Origin of the sequence: Croceicoccus sp. Ery5, assembly GCF_020985325.1 — a bacterium.
In the GTDB taxonomy this organism is placed as follows: Bacteria; Pseudomonadota; Alphaproteobacteria; order Sphingomonadales; family Sphingomonadaceae; genus Croceicoccus.
This window is the reverse complement of record NZ_CP087587.1, coordinates 973,625-991,167: the sequence shown is the minus strand read 5'-3', so window position 1 is coordinate 991,167 and position 17,543 is coordinate 973,625. Positions and strand designations below refer to the sequence as shown.

The following is a 17,543-nucleotide window of genomic DNA, read 5'->3' as shown; positions in this document are numbered from 1 at the left end:
TCCGCTCAGGCGACGCCCATTGCTTTGAGTTTGGCGACCAGCTCGTCGACATCGGCGACCTTCACGCCAGCCTGACGCACCGGCGGTTCGGACACGTTCAGCGTCTTGAGGCGCGGCGCGATATCGACGCCGTAATCAGCCGGAGTCTTGGTCTCGAGCGGCTTCTTCTTCGCCTTCATGATGTTGGGCAGGCTCGCATAGCGCGGCTCGTTCAAACGCAGATCCGTCGTGATGATCGCAGGCGTGGACAGCCGCACCGTCTCGAGCCCGCCGTCGACTTCGCGCGTTACCTTCACGTGGTCGCCGTCCATCTCGACCTTCGATGCGAACGTGCCCTGCGGCAGTTCCATCAGCGCGGCCAGCATCTGGCCGGTCTGGTTGCTGTCGTCGTCGATCGCCTGCTTGCCCAGGATGATCAGGCCGGGCTCGACCTCTGCCGCCACGGCCTTGAGGATCTTGGCCACCGCCAGCGGCTCGACCTCCTCATCCGTCTCGACCAGCACCGCACTATCCGCGCCCATCGCCAGCGCCGTGCGCAGCGTTTCCTGCGCCTTGGCAGGGCCGATGCTGACCGCGATAATCTCTTCGACCTTGCCCGCTTCCTTCAAACGGATCGCTTCTTCCACCGCGATCTCGTCGAACGGGTTCATGCTCATCTTCACATTCGCAAGATCGACACCCGAACCGTCCGCCTTCACACGCGGCTTCACATTGTAATCAATCACCCGCTTCACGGGCACAAGGGCTTTCATGGGCTTGGCTCCTTCCCAAAAATCGCTGCGACCATGCGCCGGCCTTCCAGCGCGCGATCAGTGTTTCTCCATCACATCCCGCATCGGCGCGGGCCAGACCCGGCGTGCGTGAAAACCGCGGTGCGGGTGCGGCCTGCATGCGCCCTGCGACGTCGATATAGGCGCCGCGTTCGCGCATCTGGGGATGCGTTTTGGCTTCGTCCAGCGTCAGAACGGGCACGACACAGGCGTCACTACCGTCAAACAGGGCAATCCAGTGCGCCTGATCCTGTTCCGCGAAACGCGCCGTCAACGCCGCCTCCAGCGCCTGCGCCCTGTCGGGACGTTGACCGTCGGCAAATTCGGGCAGGTCGAGCAAGCGGATCATTTCGGCGAAAAACGCCGGTTCCAGCGGACCGACGCTCATTTCGCGCCCGTCGCTGCATAGATAGCTGCGATACCATGGCGCCGAGCCGCCCAACAGATTGTCGCTGCGGTCCAACGACAGCTGACCAGTACCGCACAGACCGTCGAAAAACGACATCAGCGTGCCAACGCCGTCGATGATCGCCGCATCCACTACCTGCCCTTCGCCCGAACGGCTGCGCTCGAACAGGGCGGCCATGATGCCCATGGCCAGCAACATCGACCCGCCACCGAAATCGCCGACCAGATTCAGCGGCACGCTGGCCGGTTCGCCCGGCTTGCCCATTGCCGCAAGCGCGCCCGACAGCGCGATATAATTGATGTCGTGCCCCGCCGTGCGCGCCATCGGCCCGTCCTGACCCCAGCCGGTCATCCGTCCGTAGATCAGCCGCGGATTGCGCGCCAGAACCGTGTCCGGCCCCAGCCCCAGCCGCTCCATGACGCCGGGACGCATCCCCTCGATCAGAACGTCGGCATGCGCCAGCGCGTCGAGACAGGCCTCGCGCCCCGCATCGCTGCGGATATCCAGTTCAAGCACCGCGCGCCCGCGATCATTGACCGGATTGGGCCATCCGTTACCCCCATTGCGGTCGATCCGCAGCACATCGGCACCCAGATCCGCCAGCATCATCGCGCAATGCGGCCCGGGACCGATGCCGACGAATTCGACGACTTTCAGCCCCTTCAGCGGGCCCTGAGCAGAGGATGGGGCAGTCGCGTTCATGCCACCGGATCGGCCAGCATCGCGCCCAGCCGGTCGCGCATGACGGTTTCGGCATCGGCAACCATGCGGGTCAGCAAATCCTGACAACTCGGGATATCGTGGATCAATCCCTGCACTTGCCCCGCCCAGACGAGGCCCGCATCGACATCGCCCGTTTCCAGCGCCACACGCCCCCGCGCGCCGGAAACCAGCGGCTGAATATCCTTGAACTCGGCCTCTGGCGCGGCGGAAATCTCGACCACCTCGTCCGAAATCGCGTTCCTGGCAACGCGGCCCGTATTCTTGAACTTGCGGAAGATCAGGTTCGTGCCGCGCTCGTCATTGTCGACTAGGAACTGCTTGATATTGTCGTGTATCGGCGCCTCTTTCGTGGCGCAGAAACGGGTGCCCATGTTCACCCCGTCGGCCCCGAGCGCCAGAGCTGCCGCCAGACCGCGCCCGTCGCCGATGCCGCCACTGGCCAGCATCGGGATTTTCACCTTGTCGGCAGCAGCGGGAATCAGGATCAGGCCGGGAATATCGTCCTCGCCCGGATGGCCCGCGCATTCGAACCCGTCGATCGAAATCACGTCCACGCCCATGCGTTCCGCCGACAGCGCATGGCGCACCGCCGTGCATTTATGCAGCACGATAATGCCGTGTTCCTTGAAATGGTCGACATGTTCCTGCGGCTTGTAGCCTGCCGTCTCGACGATCTTCACCCCGCTGTCGATGATCGCCTGCCGGTATTCGGCATAGGGCGGCGGGCTGACCGAGGGGAGGATCGTCAGGTTCACGCCGAACGGCTTGTCGGTCATGCTGCGGCAACGGTCGATCTCGCGCCGCAGATCGTCGGGCGTGGGCTGCGTCAGCGCGGTCAGAATGCCCAGACCGCCCGCGTTCGATACGGCAGCGGCCAGTTCGGCGCGGCCCACCCACATCATCCCGCCCTGAACGATCGGATGTTCGATCCCCAAAAGTTCGGTGATCCTGGTTTTCAGTGCCATCAAAGCGCCTCCACAATGGTGACATTCGCCATGCCGCCGCCTTCGCACATGGTCTGCAACCCGTATTTACCGCCCCGCTTGCGCAACGCATGGACAAGGGTCGTCATCAGCTTCGTCCCGCTGGCGCCCAGCGGATGGCCCAGCGCGATTGCACCGCCATTCACGTTCAGCTTCGCCGGATCGGCATCCAGCGCCTTCAGCCATGCCATCGGGATCGATGCGAAAGCCTCGTTCACTTCGAACAGGGCAATATCGTCGAGCGACATGCCCGCTTTGGCCAACGCCTTGCGCGTGCCGGGAATCGGCTCTTCCAGCATCACCACCGGATCGCCCGCGCTGACCGAGAAATGATGGATGCGCGCCAGCGGCGTCAGCCCATGGGTCTTCAGCGCCGCCTCGCTTGCCACCAGCACGCCCGACGCGCCATCGGTCATCTGGCTGGCATTGGCGGCCGTGATCGTGCCGCCTTCGGCCAGCGGGTCCATCGAACCCATCTTCTCCAGCGAGGCATCGAAGCGGACACCTTCGTCCTGATCGAACATGCCATGTTCGGTGTCGATCCCGACGATCTCGTCCCTGAAGGCGCCTGCCTCGATGGCGGCAGCGGCCTTGCGGTGGCTTTCCAGCGCGAACCGGTCCATGTCCTCACGCGTGAAGCCGTATTTGTCGGCGATCATCTGCGCACCGGCGAACTGGCTGAACGCAGGCACGCCGTAACGCTGCTGGATCGACGGAGCGAAGGGCCCCGTGCCGATCCCCGCCTTTTCATAGACCGACATATTGGAAAACATCGGCACGCGCGTCATGCTTTCCGCGCCCGCCGCGATGACCAGATCCTGCGTACCCGACATCACCGCCTGCGCCGCGAATTGCAGCGATTGCTGGGACGAACCGCATTGCCTGTCGACCGTTACCGACGGCACGCTGTCGGGCAGCCCCGATGCCAGAACGCAGTTGCGGCCAAAGGCGAACGCCTGCTCGCCGCCTTGCGTGACGCAGCCCATCAGCACGTCTTCGATCGCTGCGGGATCGACGCCCGAACGCGCGACCAGCGCGTCCAGCACGGCCGCGCCCATATCGGCGGGATGCGTGCCTGCCAGCATGCCCTTGCGCTTGCCGCCCGCAGTGCGAACGGCCTCTACGATATAGGCCGCGCTCACTTCGGCGACATCCGGATCGCGCCGTCAAGGCGGATCGTCTCGCCATTCAGCATGGGATTGGCGATGATCGATTCCACCATTTGCGCATATTCGGCGGGGTGGCCAAGGCGGCTGGGGAACGGCACTTGCGCGCCCAGTGCGTCCTGCACTTCCTTGGTAAAGCTTTCCATCAACGGAGTCAGGAACAGGCCGGGCGCAATGGTCATGACGCGAATGCCGTAACGCGCCAGTTCGCGGGCGATGGGGATGGTCATGCCGACCACGCCGCCCTTCGACGCGGAATAGGCCGCCTGCCCGATCTGGCCTTCATAGGCAGCGACGCTGGCGGTGCTGATGATGACACCGCGCTCCTCTCCGACCGGTTCGGCATCGTAAATGCGCGCGGCGAACTTCGACAGCACGTTGAAACTGCCGATGAGGTTGATGTTCACGATCCTGGCGAAATCGCCCAGCGGGATCGGATTGCCTTCGCGATCGATCACCTTTTGCGGCGGACCGATGCCCGCGCAATTGACGAGGATGCGGGCCTTGCCGTTCACCGCCTCGGCCTCTTCGATCGCATTGGCGACGCCGGTGTCGTCGGTCACGTCAACCTTGGCAAAGCGTCCACCGATTTTCGCGGCGTGCGCCTCGCCCATTTCGGCATTGAGGTCGAAAATCGTGACCTTGGCGCCCAGCTTCGCCAGATGCTCTGCCGTTGCGCCGCCCAAGCCCGATGCGCCGCCGGTTACGATGGCTGCCAGCCCTTCCACTTTCATCGTCTCGATCCTTCCCCTGCGTTTCGTAAATTCGGATGTCCGGTCAAAGCGCGCGCGCGATCACCATGCGCTGGATGTCGGAGGTGCCTTCGTAAATCTGGCACACGCGCACATCGCGATAGATTTTGGCGACGCCATATTCTTCCAGATAGCCATAGCCGCCCAATGTCTGGATCGCGCCAGACACCACAGCCTCGGCCGTTTCAGATGCCACCAGCTTGGCCATCGACGCCTCTTTCAAACAGGGTTCGCCTGCATCTTTCAGCGATGCGGCATGCAGCACCAGATGGCGCGCCGCTTCCAGCCTTGCCGCCAGATCGGCAAGGCGGAAGCCCACCGCCTGATGCTGGATGATGGGTTTGCCAAAGCTGCTGCGTTCCTTGGCGTAATCGACCGCGATGTCGAGCGCGGCCTGCGCCATGCCGATGCATTGCGCGGCAATGCCGATGCGCCCGACCTCAAGGTTGGAAAGCGCAAGGCCATAGCCCGCCCCTTCCGCGCCCAGCCGCAATTCATCGGGCACGAACAGATCGTCGAAGCGGATCGCACATGTATCCGACGCGCCCTGCCCCAGCTTGTGCTCGACCTTGTCGACCGAATAGCCTTCACTGTCTGTCGGCACGAGGAAGCCCGTGATGCCCTTCTTGCCCGCGTCGGGATCGGTCACCGCATAGACGATGGCCAGTCCCGCGATCCGGCCCGAACTGATGAACTGTTTCGCGCCGTTCAGCACATAGCCGCCGTCCACCCTGGTCGCGCGCGTCCGCATTGCGGCGGCGTCGGAACCCGCGTCGGTTTCGGTGAGCGCAAAAGCGCCGATCATGCGGCCCGCGATCAGATCGGGCAGGAACCGTTCCTGCTGCGCCTGTGTCGCATCCTTGATCAGGCTGGCAACGATCAGGCTGTTCTGGATCGACAGGATGGTCGACAGCGCACCGTCGGCCGCTGCGATTTCGATCAGCGACAGGGCATAGGATATGAAATCGGCTTCGGCCCCGCCAAATTTTTCGGGCGCGGTCATGCCCATCAGGCCGAGCCCCGCCAGCTCTTCGAACAATTCGGGCGGATAGCCGCCCGCAGCCTCGAAATCGAAGCTGCGCGGCCGGATCTGCTCTTGCGCGAAGCTGCGTACGGCGTCGCAGATGGCGCTTTGCGTATCGCTGAGAATCATGCCTCAATCCCGTTTGTTTACTCGTGAGTAGGTAATAGCCTGATCCGTAGAATGTCAATCACATTGGCCGCTTTACAAGATTAGTCCGGACATTTAAAAAGCGAGTCGATCATGCATCGCGGTGCCGGTGGCGATATCGCCCGGGCGTCGTGACACGGCCCGGATTTCGGGCGGTATTCGGGGCGGGAACATAACAGAAAACCGGCCCGCATCGATCGCTGGAGAGGATCATTGCCATGCCCATTGCAGCACTAGTGACCATGTATCCCAAAGCGGGCCATATCGACGAGCTGGAGGCCAGACTGGTCGACATTCTGGCCGACGTCCGGACCGAGCCCGGCAATCTGGCAGCCATCGCCCTGCGCGATCCTGCCAACCCCGACCTGCTGTATGAATTTGCCATCTATCGCGACCAGCAGGCAGTGGAAGATCACCGGCAGGCCGACCATTCGCTGACCAAGGGACCGGTGGTCAAAGCTTTGTTCGACCGGCCGATGGATGTGCGCCTGTTCGAAACATTGGGTGTGGAACAGGGCGCGGACGGCCGGATCGAAACCGCCGGCCGACAAACTTCGTAAAATCCGGACAAATGGATTGACTTTGTCCGGACATCGCAATTAGTCTGGACAAATCAGCTTCGCGGCATGGATGCGACAGGCGGGAGAGGCCCGTCGTTTGCCGTGAACCCCAACAAGACCGACCAAACAAAAGACGAAACGATCTGAGGGAGTGGGAAAATGCGGCTAAAATATATTCTGGGATCGGCCATCGCATTGGGCGCGATGGTTCAGGCACAGGCAGCCATGGCGCAGGACGCGCCGGACAGCGCCGATGCCGCACAGACACCCGCAACCGCCGCGCCGGAACCGGCGGCGGCGTCGTCCAACGAAATCATCGTCACCGCCCGCAAGCGTGCCGAGACTTTGCAGAATGTCCCCGTTGTGGCGCAGGCCTTCCAGCAGGAATCGCTTGAGCAATACGGCACTGATTCCATTGCCGCGCTGACCACGCGCGTTCCCGATCTGCAGGCTGGCACCGGCGTCAACGCGACCGGCACGCAGATTTCCCTTCGCGGCGTCGGCACCACCGCGCTCAATGCCACGATCGACCAGTCGGTCTCGCTCAATATCGACGGGCTGCCGCTGACGCAGGGCCTCGCCTATTCGATCGCACTGTTCGATCTGGGCCAGCTGGAAGTGCTCAAAGGTCCGCAGTCGCTGTTCTATGGCAAGAACAGCCCCGGCGGTGTGATCTCGATGCGCAGCGCCGATCCGACCGACGAGTTCGAGCTGGTCGCACGCGCCGGATACGAATTCGAAGGCGAAGAAAAAGTCGGCGAGCTGATCGTTTCGGGCCCGATCACCGACAGCCTCGGCTTTCGTCTTGCAGGCCGCTATTCCAGCATGAACGGCTATTTCAAGAACGTGGCCGAAGTGCTGCCCGATCTGGGCACGCTGCCCCCGCTGTCCGACCGTTTTCCCAATGCCGATACGATCATACTGCGCGGCACGCTGATGTTCGAACCTTCGGCGTCCTATTCGGCGCGGCTGAAGGTCAATTACGGGCGTTACGAAGAACAGGGATCGGCCACCGCGCTCGACGTCGGCTATTGCCCCGACGGCACCGGCGGCGTGCCGCCCACGGGCCTGCCCTTTATCGGCGGCGACAATTGCAAGATCGACGGAAAGTTCCGCGTACCCACGCCCGATCCCGACGCCTTTGCCATCGCGCGCAACAATGCCGTGCCCTTTTTCCTTGCCGAACAATGGTTCGGCACGCTGGAACAGACGCTGGCGCTGGGCGACGATGCCAGCCTGACCTCGGTCACGACCTATTACAACATCGATTCCTCGACCATCCACCTGGCCAGTTCGACCGGCACGGTGGCAGTAATCCTGCAGGACAACGACTTCTCGAACGAGCAGTTCACGCAAGAATTGCGGATCGAGACCGACATGACCAATTCGCCGTTCAACATGATGATCGGCGCATTCTATCAGGATGCGCAGCTGATGAACCATGTGCGCGTTCCGGCGAATACAGAGCTGATCGATCAGGGCTATATCGCCCTGCCCCCGCTGCTGATGTCGCCGCGCCATTATGTCGATATCGAAAGCTTTTCGGCGTTTGGGCAGGGAATGCTGGACATCACCGACACGCTGGAATTCACCGCCGGTGCGCGCTGGACGGTGGAAGAGCGCAGGCACCGCGAGTTCAACCATTACAATCCCGACGCCCCGTTCGAGGTGCCGCTGCTGGTCCCCAAGCTCGATTCCTCGAATATCTCGCCCGAATTCACGCTGGCCTATCGCCCGACATCCGATCTGACCATTTTCGGATCGTATAAATGGGGCTTCAAATCGGGATCGTTCAACTCGGCCACCTATATCAATTCGACCACCAATGCCTCGTTCAACGACGAAAAGGTGCAGGGTGCCGAACTGGGTGTGAAGTCGCAGCTGATGGACGGCGCGCTGACGCTCAATCTCGCGGGCTATCGCTATATCTATGACGATTTGCAGGTCGGCGCGCTGGAGCTTCAGCAATTGCCCGGCGGCACGCCAACCTATGCGCTGCGCACCATTAATGCGGCAGGGGCCAAGGTGCAGGGTATCGAACTTGAAACAAGCCTGCGTCCGCATGGCATGCCGGGCCTGAACCTGTATGCCGCGGTCAATTACAACCATGCGCGCTATACCGACTTTCCCAACGCGCCCTGCGGCAACGGCCAGCCTGCCAATGCGGGCTGCGACCAGCTGCTGAATCCGTCGACGGGGCGCTATACGGCGCAGGACCTGTCGGGCCGCCGGCTTGTCCGCGCGCCGGACTGGTCCCTGTCGGCCGGTGCCGATTACGAAACGCCGATCGGGTCTGCCCTCACCCTCGTGCTGGGCGGCAATATGTCCTATAATTCGGAATATTCGACCACTCTGGTCGATATGCCGGGCTTCGAACAGGACGGCTTTGCCAAGTTCAACGCCAATATCGCGCTGCGCGGTCCCGACGACCGCTGGGAATTCGCGCTGATCGGCAAGAACCTGTCCGACGAATACACCACATCGCTTTGTTTCAACACCAATCTGCAGAACGCCACCGTGCTGGGCGGGCAGATCAGCGGCGGCGACGTCGGCGGGCCGGCGGGACGCGACGAAGCGGCCTGTGCGGTCGACCGCGGTCGCAGCGTGCTGGCGCGCCTGACTTTCCGGATGTGATTGGACGGACGTGATTGAATGCCTGTCGCCGGTGATCCCTCTTACCGGCGTCAGGCCCAAAGAAGGAGTTTCCAATGAAGGTCAATCTCGGGCTTGGCGCCCATAATTCGCAGGACTGGGAACGGTTTCACGCCAAATCGTGGGACGAGGCGCCCGCCATTCCCGACAGCGAAATCGTGCAGGGCATCATGCGCATCGGCGACATGGCCGAACCGCTGGGTTTCAACGGCATCTGGGCGCCCGAACATTGCGGCACGCCCTATGGGATGACCCCCAATCCGATCCAGATGCTGACCTATTTCGCGGGCCGGACCGAGGAGCTGACGTTCGGCACCATGGTGATCGTCGCTCCGTGGTGGCATCCGGTGCGGCTCGCCCATCAGATCGCCTATCTGGATATTCTGTCGGGCGGACGTTTCGAAACGATCGGCATCGGACGCGGAGTGGCCAAGTCGGAATTCGATGCCGTCGGCGTCCCGCGCGAGGAATCGCGCCAGCGGATGGACGAGACGCTCGACATCCTCGAACTGGCCTTCACGCAGGAACGCTTCGCCTATGACGGAGAGATCTTCAAGATTCCCGAAATGTCGCTGCGACCCAAATTCGTCAGCGACGATCTGGCCACCCGCTTTCACGGCGCATCGTCGACCGGCCCTTCGCTTGAGGCGAACGCACGGCGCGGGCTGACCCCGCTGTTCGTGGGGAACAAGCCGATCGAGCAGGCGGGCGAGGAAGTGAAGCTGGTCAATACCTTCCGCAAGGAAGAGGGGCTTGCCCCATGCCAGCCCAAGAACGTGCTGTTCATGTATTGCACATCGGTCCCCGATGGCGGCGAAATGGCGCAGGAAGTGCTGAACGCCGCGAACCGCGATGTCACGCTGCACTATGGCTTTGGCAATCCCGACAGCTTTGCCGGGGTCAAGGGCTATGAAAGCTATGCCAAGCGCGAAGGCTATGCCACCGCGCCCGATGCGCAGAAACTGTCGGCGCAAAAGGACACGAAAAAATCCCCCGGCTATGACAAGTCCAACCTGCTGATCGGCACGCCCGACCAGATTATCGAGCGGATCGAGGCAGCGCAAAAGGCCTGCTCGTTCTCGGAAATCACGATTCTGCCCAATATCGGCACCATGTCGCTGGATCAGGCGGCCGACAGCGTGAAGCTGTTCGCCAGGGAAGTGCTGCCGGTCGTGCAAAAGATGGATGCGCCGATCCATGCATCGGTCCTGCCCGACGGTGACGGCGACACCCGCACCGCATCGGCAGGCTGAGCCCGGACAACATCGGGAACGATGATGGGCACGCAAGCCATGGAAATGGATCACACAGGGGTAAAGGGCGGCCTGTTGATCGGCGGCACATGGCGCGATGCGCCGCGCTGTATCGCCAATCGCAGCCCGTCCGACATTGACGATGTGATCGGCGAATTCGCGCTGGGCGATGCCGCCGACGTCGAAGAGGCGCTGCACGCGGCACGCACGGCGCTGAAGACATGGGGCCGCAGCAATCCGCAATGGCGTGCAGACATTCTGCGCCGCACTGGCGACATCCTGCTGCGCGAGGCCGGCCGGCTGGGCCGCATCCTCGCGCGTGAGGAAGGCAAACTGCTGGTCGAAGCACGCGGAGAGGTGATGCGCGCGGTCCAGATATTCTATTATTTCTCTGGCGAATGCCTGCGCCCGCCGGGCCAGTTCCTGCCCAGCGTGCGCGACGGTTTCAATGTGACGGTCGCACGCGAACCGGTGGGCGTGGTCGCCGCCATTACCCCGTGGAACTTTCCCATCGCCATACCCGCATGGAAGACCGCGGGCGCGCTTGCCTTTGGCAATACGGTCGTGCTGAAACCGTCCGAAATCACGCCCGCCAGCGCCGCCATCATGGCGGACGCACTGGCAGAAGCGGGCCTGCCCGATGGCGTGTTCAACCTGATCGGCGGTCTGGGCGCAGACATCGGCACGGCGCTGATACGCGGGGCCGATGCCGTCAGCTTTACCGGATCGGGCCCCACGGGCCGCATCGTGCTGATGGAAGCGGCGCGCGCGATGAAGAAGGTGCAGCTGGAACTGGGCGGGAAAAGTCCCATCGTGGTACTGGCCGATGCCGATCTGGACCTTGCCATCGACAATGCGATCGACGGCGCTTTCCGCCAGACCGGGCAGCGTTGCACCGCATCCAGCCGCATCGTGGTCGAAGCGGCGATCCATGACGAATTCGCCGAACGCATGGCCGCGCGCGTTGCCGCGCTGAAAGTGGGCCATGCACTGGAAGACGGGCACGATATGGGCCCCGTCACGACCGAGGCGCAACTGGCCAAGAACATCGCCTTCGTTGGCGAGGCGCAAGGCGAAGGCGCCGAATTATTATGCGGCGGCCATGCGCTGGAACGGCGCACGCGGGGCCATTTTTTCGCCCCCGCCCTTTTCGCGGGCACCGATAATGCGATGCGCCTGAACCGCGAGGAAGTGTTCGGACCCGTCGCTGGCATCATCAAGGTCGGCGATCTGGACGAGGCCATCGCGGTCGCCGCCGACACCGAATATGGCCTGTCCGCCGCGATCTGCACGCGTAACCTGACGGCTGCGGAGAAATTCCGGCGCGAAGTGCCATCGGGCATGGTGGTGATCAACGGCTCCACCTCGGGCTCCGACTATCACGCGCCTTTCGGCGGACGGCGCGGATCGGGTTACGGCATCCGCGAACAGGGCAATGCGGCGGCCGAATTCTTCACCGAGATCAAGACGACATATTTCAACCACGCCCTTGCGCCGCTGGGCGCTGGCGGCGGCGTGAAATTCTAGAAAAAAGGCAGCCAGACCCATGGGTTACGAAACCGAAACACGCGTCTCCAGCAATGTCGATGACGGCGTGTGCACCATCACCATCTGTCGTCCGGAATCGCGCAATGCGCTGACCAAATCCATGTATCGCGCTATCCGCGAGGCATGTACACAGGCAGGCGCCGATCCCGCCGTGCAGGTGATCGTGATCGAAGGTTCGCACGGCTCTTTCGCCAGCGGCGGCGATCTGAAGGAAATTCTGGACGTGCTGGAAAGCGACGATCCGCACGCAATCCTGAATTACGAGGAATTCCTGCCGTTCGATGCCGTGCGCGTGGTGCCCAAGCCGACCATCGCCAAGATCGACGGGCTGTGCATCGGCGGAGGGCTGACCCTTGCCATGATGTGCGACATCGTGGTGGCAAGCGACAATTCGCGCTTTGCCATTCCCGAGGCCAAGGTCGGCATTATCGACGGCCATATGCCACGCCTGCTGCGTGAACAGGTGCCGCCCGCGCGGCTGCGTTACTGGATGTACACGGGCGCGATCTTTTCGGCAGAGGAAGCGCGCGAGGAAGGGCTGGTCACCAAAGTCGTTCCGGCAGAGGAACTGGACGCCGCCGTCGCCAAAATCGCGAACGATCTGAAGAAAAGCTCGCTCGACGCGATTCAGGGCCTGAAGCGCATTTTCAACGAGGTGCGCCCGCTGTCGGAAATGACCGACGCCTATCTCGCCATGCTGAAGCCCGAAGTGCTGGACCGGCTGCGCCAGTTCAAAGCGCGCTGAGGAGGCCCGCGCGATGACGATCTTCCATCGCCTGCTGTCCGACAGGGCCGCCGAACACGGCCCCCGCCCCGCCCTGCTGTTTGGTGCGGAAACCGTGTCCTATGCGCAATTGCTGGCCCGTGCGGAGGGAACGGCGGCGCGGCTGATCGCGCATGGGGTGACGGCGGCGGATAATGTCGCCCTGGTGATGGAAAACTCGATTGCCGCCGTCGATGCGTGGCTGGCGTCCAGCGTGATCGGCTGCACCGAAGTGCCGGTCAATCCGCAATATCGCGGCGAACTGCTGCTCTATCTGCTGTCCGACAGCGACGCGAGCGTGGTGATCGCCGATGCCGCTTTCGCCGGCGAGGTCGCCGCGCTTGCACCCCGCCTGCCGCAATTGCGGCTGATCCTTGTGCATGGCGAAACCGGCAAGACCGGCGGCATCGTCGCCCCGTTCGAACACGGCCCCGCCGATCTGCAGCCCCCGCCCTTGGCCGACGACGCACCCGAACAGATCGTACTTTACACATCGGGCACGACCGGCCCGTCGAAAGGGGTGACCCATACGCAGCGTTCGATGCTGACCCTTGCGCGTTATAATGCCGAGATGGTGGGCTATGGCCCCGGCGACCGGTTGCTCAATTTTTTCCCGCTCTATCACCAGAACGCGCGCTATACCGGCGTGATCCCTGCGATCTGGGCAGGAGCCAGCATCCGGCTGCAACGCAAGCTGTCGACCAGCACGTTCTGGCAAACCTGCCGCGAGGACGGGATTACCGCGTTCAACTATCTGGGGTCGGTGCTGCGGCTGATCCTGAATGTCACCCCGCCCGACTGGACCGCCGCCGACCATACGGTGCGCAAGGCATTCGGAGCGGGCGCTCCTCCGGCGCTGTGGCGAGAATTGCAGGACCGGCTGGGCATCCGCCTTGTCGAGACATACGGGCTTAGCGAAGCGCCCATGGCGACCGTGAACACCAGCGAGGGCGGCCGGTCCGCCACGCTGGGGTCGGCAGGCCGCGCCAGCGATCTGTTCGAAATCGGCGTGGTGGACGAAGGCGACAATCTGCTTGGCCCCGACGAGACAGGCGAAATCGTCATCCGCCCACGCTGCCCCGACGCGATCATGTCGGGCTATCGCAAGAAAGAGGCCGCCACCGTCAGCGCGTTCCGCAATCTCTGGTTCCACTCGGGCGATCGCGGCCGCCTGTCCGCCAGCGGCGAGCTTTATTTCGAGGAACGCGACAAGGACGCGATCCGCCGCCGGGGCGAGAATATCTCGGCATGGGAAGTCGAAAGCGTGCTCGAACTCCATCCCGATATCGCCGAATGCGCGGTCTATGCGCTGCCCGACAGCGAGACAGACGAGGCTGTTGCCGCCGCGCTGATGTTGTCGCGGCCCGACGCCGATCTCGCCGCCATCGTCGCCTTCGCCGCCGATCGCCTGCCGTCCTATGCAGTGCCCAGCCTGATCCGCGTGATGGACGACCTGCCCCGCACTCCCACGCAAAAGGTACAGAAAGCGCGGCTGCGCGAAGCGGGCCGCGATGCCCATCTGGCCGCTGCCGAACTGGCCCGACGCGCCACCATCATAGAGGAAACCCGACCGTGAACGATGCAACCACCTTGACCCGAACCGCCCCCGCGCTCTCGCCCGAAGCCCTGTTCGCCATGCACGGCAGGACCGCGCTGGTGACCGGCGCTTCGTCGGGCATGGGCGAGGCACTGGCCAAGGCGCTGGCCGCGGCGGGCGCGCAAGTGATCGCGGTGGCGCGCCGGATGGACCGGCTCGAAGCTCTGGCCGACGCGCATGACGGCATCGTGCCCGTCAGTTGCGACCTGTCGAGCGAGGACAGCCGCCAGGCGCTGGTCGCGCAGGCAAAGGACATCGGACAGGTCAGCGTGCTGATCAACACGGCGGGCGTGAATGCCACCGTGGTCCCCGCCGAACAGGAAAGCGCAGAGGCGCTGGCCAATACGCTGGAAGTCAACCTGCTCGCCCCGTTTCGCCTGTGTCAGGCATTCGGCCCCGCCATGCGCGAGGCTGGCGAAGGTGCCATTCTGAATATCGCCTCAATCAGCGGCGTCGTCGGCATCGGGCGCATCCCGCAGGCCGCCTATGTGATGAGCAAGTCGGGCCTTGTCGGCGTGACCCGCGAGCTGGCGGCGCAATGGGGCCGCTATGGCATTCGCGTCAACGCGATCGCGGCGGGCTTTTTCCAGAGCGAGATGACGGTCGACATGTATGCGTCGGAAAAAATGGCCGACTGGGTGCGACGCGGCCAATGCCTTCCCTATTTCGCCACGCCAGAGGATTTCGCGGGCGCGGCGCTGTTGCTGACATCCGATGCCGGACGGTTCATCACCGGCCAGACCTATGCGGTGGATGGCGGCTGGACGGCCAAATGACCATGGTCGCCGATCCGCCCGCCCGTACCGGCAGCCCGTCCGGACCGCTGGCCGACGGGCCCGACCCGCTGGCCGGTGTGGACGCGATCGTCGCGCAGCTGGCCGAATTGCGGCCCGTTGTGCTGGTCGAACGGGCAGCGGACGCCAGTGCGGGCATGCTGGTGATCCCGGCGCAGGCGGCCGGACCGGACCAGATCAACTTTATGGCGAAACACTGCCGCGGGCTGGTGATACTGGCGCTGACGCCCGAACGCGTCGCCGCGCTGCGCCTGCCGCCGATGGTGGAGCATAATAATGCGCTCTACCAACAGGGCTTTACCACGTCGATAGAGGCACGGACGGGGGTTTCGACCGGCATTTCCGCGGCCGACCGCGCCCGCACCATCCATGTAGCGATCGACAGCGATTTCGGCCCCGACGATATCGTCACGCCGGGCCATGTCTTTCCCGTCACCGGCCGCAACGGCGGCGTGCTGGCCCGCCCGGGCTTTACCGAGGCTTCGCTGGAGCTGATGCAGCGCGCAGGGTGCCAGAACGCGGCCGTCTTGTGCGCCATTCTGGACGCCGATGGCGCGCTGGCGGACATGGCGGGGCTGACCGTTTTCGCGCGCCGGCACGGCCTGCGCATCGGAGCCATCGACGATCTGGTCGAAACGCGGCTGCATGAAGAACCCCTGCTGGAACCCGCCGGTCGGCGCGGCTTTACCAGCCGCCGTGGCGGATCGTGGGAATTGCGGGGATTTCGCAACCGGATCGACGGTTCGTTTCAGCTTGCTCTGGTCAAGGGGCGCCTTGCCGGTCTGCGCGCGGACGATCCGGTGCCGCTGCGCGTCCATGCGCTCTCGCTGCTCGACGATGTGCTGGAACGCGAAGGGTCCGGCAAGGACCGGCTGGGCCATATGATGGACGGGATGGCAGGGGCCGAGCGCGCCATTATCGTGCTGGTGCGCGACGATGCGGGACTGTTTCCCTTTGACGAGGTCGATCAGCGGCAAAAAGCATATCCCATGCCGCGCCTTGGCCCCGCCGCCATTGCCGCCAAGATCCTGTTGCAACTGGGCGTCGTATCGGTCCGCCTGCATGACTCGGCGTGCGATCTGGCGGACACGCTGGCCAGCTATGGCATTGCGCAAGAAGGGCATCATGGCTGATGCAGGCGCGATGATCGGCGATATCTGGCTGCGCACATCGAAAACGGCCGAACTGGCCGCATTCTATCGCGACGGGCTGGGACTTGATATCTCCGGCCTTCCTGCAGGCGCCGTCCGGCTGTCATTCACGGGGCGGAACTGCGGGGCGGGCCTGTGCCTCATGCCTGCCGGTGCTCCGCCCGAACCGGGGGAAGCCTATGGCCATGTCGCCTTTGCACTGCCCGACATCCGCACCGCTTTCGACCGGCTGACCGCAGCGGGCGCGGCGACACAAATCGCGCCGACCGTTCTGGCCAAGGGCGGGCCGGTCTGCGCCTTTGTCACCGATCCGGCGGGCTATGCCATCGAACTGGTCGAAACCTCCGGCCCGCGCGGCGTGGCGGGGTTCGATACCGGTGACATCATCCTCGGCCCGCGCGACGGGGCGCGGCGGATCGCGCATACCATGCTGCGCATTACCGATATCGACGCGGCGCTGCGCTTTTATGTCGAGGCGCTGGGCATGACATTGCGCGAGAGGATCGACATCGACGCACGCGGCGGCGTGACTGCCCTGTTCGTCGGATATGACCATGGCGATGCAGGCCGCCTGATTGAACTCAGCTTCTATCGCGCGCACAAAGGCCCCTTCGCGCAAGGCAACGGGTTTGCCCATATCGACCTGTATTTGCCCGATCCGGCCCTGGCAAGATCGCGCCTCGCCGCACTGGGTTTCGACGTCGATGGCGACATTCTGCGCGATGCCGACGGCCACCGGTTCCGGATCGTCGCGCCACAGATATAAAACCAAGGGAAGAGGCCATGTTTCTCGAAAACCAGTACCAGATCGCCTATGTAACCCCCGACCTCGACCAAGCGGTCACCCTGCTGAAGGAGCGTCTGGGCGTCACCGGTTTCAAGGGGCTGTCCAGCGCCGGTCCGGTGGTCGAAAATACGGTCACCACGCCCGACGGCGAAGTGTCGATCGGCATGCGGGTGGTGATCGCGATCATGGGCAATCTGACGTTGGAGGTGATGCAGCCCGTATCGGGCGCAACCGGCATTTTCGACGAGATGATCGTGCCCGGCCAGATGTTGCGCCTGCATCATCTGGGCATGCGCTGCGACGATCTGGAGGCGATGCGCGCCGCCCATGAACGGGCGGGCCGCAAGGTGGTGATGGAAGGCAGCTATGGCGCGGCCAGCTTCATCTATGTCGATGCGCGCGAGACGATGGGTCATTTCCTTGAATATGCCTGCGCGCCCGCATCCTATTGGGACCGTTGAGGG

At 63.6% G+C, this 17,543-nt stretch carries 16 protein-coding genes; 10 read left to right on the top strand and 6 right to left on the bottom strand.

Features of this window, described 5'->3' with window-relative positions; translation table 11 throughout:
• Positions 1-5: 5 nt before the first annotated feature.
• Genes LOZ74_RS04680 through LOZ74_RS04655 form a run of 6 tightly spaced genes read right to left on the bottom strand, consistent with a single transcriptional unit; the run spans position 6 to position 5,956 of the window.
• On the bottom strand, positions 6-752 hold the full coding sequence (locus LOZ74_RS04680; protein ID WP_230293113.1) for an electron transfer flavoprotein subunit beta/FixA family protein: 747 nt from the start codon (positions 750-752) through the stop codon (positions 6-8).
• Positions 718-1,881 carry a CaiB/BaiF CoA-transferase family protein gene (locus LOZ74_RS04675; RefSeq protein ID WP_230293112.1) on the bottom strand — a complete coding sequence of 388 codons (1,164 nt, stop codon included), beginning with the start codon at positions 1,879-1,881 and terminating at the stop codon, positions 718-720. Before LOZ74_RS04675 ends, LOZ74_RS04680 begins: the two co-directional genes overlap by 35 nt.
• Positions 1,878-2,867, bottom strand: coding sequence for a nitronate monooxygenase family protein (locus LOZ74_RS04670; RefSeq protein ID WP_230293111.1), 990 nt, complete (start codon positions 2,865-2,867; stop codon positions 1,878-1,880). Before LOZ74_RS04670 ends, LOZ74_RS04675 begins: the two co-directional genes overlap by 4 nt.
• Complete coding sequence (locus LOZ74_RS04665) at positions 2,867-4,027, bottom strand: acetyl-CoA C-acetyltransferase (RefSeq protein WP_230293110.1); 1,161 nt, start codon at positions 4,025-4,027, stop codon at positions 2,867-2,869. Before LOZ74_RS04665 ends, LOZ74_RS04670 begins: the two co-directional genes overlap by 1 nt.
• Positions 4,024-4,785, bottom strand: a complete 762-nt coding sequence (locus LOZ74_RS04660; RefSeq protein WP_230293109.1) for an SDR family NAD(P)-dependent oxidoreductase — start codon at positions 4,783-4,785, stop codon at positions 4,024-4,026. Before LOZ74_RS04660 ends, LOZ74_RS04665 begins: the two co-directional genes overlap by 4 nt.
• A gap of 43 nt (positions 4,786-4,828) precedes the next feature.
• Positions 4,829-5,956, bottom strand: a complete 1,128-nt coding sequence (locus tag LOZ74_RS04655; RefSeq protein WP_230293108.1) for an acyl-CoA dehydrogenase family protein — start codon at positions 5,954-5,956, stop codon at positions 4,829-4,831.
• A gap of 236 nt (positions 5,957-6,192) precedes the next feature.
• Between LOZ74_RS04655 and LOZ74_RS04650 the strand changes: the two genes are divergently transcribed.
• The 10 genes from LOZ74_RS04650 to LOZ74_RS04605 all read left to right on the top strand — a co-directional run bounded on the left by LOZ74_RS04650 (position 6,193) and on the right by LOZ74_RS04605 (position 17,540).
• Complete coding sequence (locus LOZ74_RS04650) at positions 6,193-6,534, top strand: putative quinol monooxygenase (RefSeq protein ID WP_230293107.1); 342 nt, start codon at positions 6,193-6,195, stop codon at positions 6,532-6,534.
• A 159-nt stretch (positions 6,535-6,693) separates the two neighbouring features.
• Complete coding sequence (locus LOZ74_RS04645; protein ID WP_230293106.1) at positions 6,694-9,168, top strand: TonB-dependent receptor; 2,475 nt, start codon at positions 6,694-6,696, stop codon at positions 9,166-9,168.
• 74 nt (positions 9,169-9,242) lie between these two features.
• Positions 9,243-10,439: an LLM class flavin-dependent oxidoreductase gene (locus tag LOZ74_RS04640; protein ID WP_230293105.1), complete on the top strand. Its 1,197-nt coding sequence runs from the start codon at positions 9,243-9,245 to the stop codon at positions 10,437-10,439.
• A gap of 21 nt (positions 10,440-10,460) precedes the next feature.
• Entirely contained in the window at positions 10,461-11,966 is a 1,506-nt protein-coding gene (locus LOZ74_RS04635; RefSeq protein ID WP_230293104.1) for an aldehyde dehydrogenase family protein, read from the top strand.
• 19 nt (positions 11,967-11,985) lie between these two features.
• On the top strand, positions 11,986-12,732 hold the full coding sequence (locus tag LOZ74_RS04630) for an enoyl-CoA hydratase/isomerase family protein (protein WP_230293103.1): 747 nt from the start codon (positions 11,986-11,988) through the stop codon (positions 12,730-12,732).
• A 13-nt stretch (positions 12,733-12,745) separates the two neighbouring features.
• Positions 12,746-14,326 (top strand): AMP-binding protein, encoded by a 1,581-nt coding sequence (locus LOZ74_RS04625; protein ID WP_230293102.1) that lies wholly within the window; start codon positions 12,746-12,748, stop codon positions 14,324-14,326.
• Positions 14,323-15,123 carry an SDR family NAD(P)-dependent oxidoreductase gene (locus LOZ74_RS04620; protein ID WP_230293101.1) on the top strand — a complete coding sequence of 267 codons (801 nt, stop codon included), beginning with the start codon at positions 14,323-14,325 and terminating at the stop codon, positions 15,121-15,123. Before LOZ74_RS04625 ends, LOZ74_RS04620 begins: the two co-directional genes overlap by 4 nt.
• Positions 15,120-16,274 carry a 3,4-dihydroxy-2-butanone-4-phosphate synthase gene (locus tag LOZ74_RS04615; protein ID WP_230293100.1) on the top strand — a complete coding sequence of 385 codons (1,155 nt, stop codon included), beginning with the start codon at positions 15,120-15,122 and terminating at the stop codon, positions 16,272-16,274. The genes LOZ74_RS04620 and LOZ74_RS04615 overlap by 4 nt, the downstream gene beginning before the upstream one ends.
• Positions 16,267-17,058: a VOC family protein gene (locus LOZ74_RS04610; protein WP_230293099.1), complete on the top strand. Its 792-nt coding sequence runs from the start codon at positions 16,267-16,269 to the stop codon at positions 17,056-17,058. The genes LOZ74_RS04615 and LOZ74_RS04610 overlap by 8 nt, the downstream gene beginning before the upstream one ends.
• Before the next feature lie 17 nt (positions 17,059-17,075).
• A complete protein-coding gene (locus tag LOZ74_RS04605) occupies positions 17,076-17,540 on the top strand; it encodes a VOC family protein (RefSeq protein ID WP_230293098.1) in 465 nt (154 codons plus the stop codon).
• Positions 17,541-17,543: the final 3 nt, after the last annotated feature.

Bases quoted from the DNA above. Each gene is read 5' to 3' on its own strand.
- LOZ74_RS04680 (WP_230293113.1), bottom strand. From the start codon at position 752: ATGAAAGCCCTTGTGCCCGTGAAGCGGGTGATTGATTACAATGTGAAG.
- LOZ74_RS04675 (WP_230293112.1), bottom strand. From the start codon at position 1,881: ATGAACGCGACTGCCCCATCCTCTGCTCAGGGCCCGCTGAAGGGGCTG.
- LOZ74_RS04670 (WP_230293111.1), bottom strand. From the start codon at position 2,867: ATGGCACTGAAAACCAGGATCACCGAACTTTTGGGGATCGAACATCCG.
- LOZ74_RS04660 (WP_230293109.1), bottom strand. From the start codon at position 4,785: ATGAAAGTGGAAGGGCTGGCAGCCATCGTAACCGGCGGCGCATCGGGC.
- LOZ74_RS04655 (WP_230293108.1), bottom strand. From the start codon at position 5,956: ATGATTCTCAGCGATACGCAAAGCGCCATCTGCGACGCCGTACGCAGC.
- LOZ74_RS04650 (WP_230293107.1), top strand. From the start codon at position 6,193: ATGCCCATTGCAGCACTAGTGACCATGTATCCCAAAGCGGGCCATATC.
- LOZ74_RS04645 (WP_230293106.1), top strand. From the start codon at position 6,694: ATGCGGCTAAAATATATTCTGGGATCGGCCATCGCATTGGGCGCGATG.
- LOZ74_RS04640 (WP_230293105.1), top strand. From the start codon at position 9,243: ATGAAGGTCAATCTCGGGCTTGGCGCCCATAATTCGCAGGACTGGGAA.
- LOZ74_RS04635 (WP_230293104.1), top strand. From the start codon at position 10,461: ATGATGGGCACGCAAGCCATGGAAATGGATCACACAGGGGTAAAGGGC.
- LOZ74_RS04630 (WP_230293103.1), top strand. From the start codon at position 11,986: ATGGGTTACGAAACCGAAACACGCGTCTCCAGCAATGTCGATGACGGC.
- LOZ74_RS04625 (WP_230293102.1), top strand. From the start codon at position 12,746: ATGACGATCTTCCATCGCCTGCTGTCCGACAGGGCCGCCGAACACGGC.
- LOZ74_RS04615 (WP_230293100.1), top strand. From the start codon at position 15,120: ATGACCATGGTCGCCGATCCGCCCGCCCGTACCGGCAGCCCGTCCGGA.
- LOZ74_RS04610 (WP_230293099.1), top strand. From the start codon at position 16,267: ATGGCTGATGCAGGCGCGATGATCGGCGATATCTGGCTGCGCACATCG.
- LOZ74_RS04605 (WP_230293098.1), top strand. From the start codon at position 17,076: ATGTTTCTCGAAAACCAGTACCAGATCGCCTATGTAACCCCCGACCTC.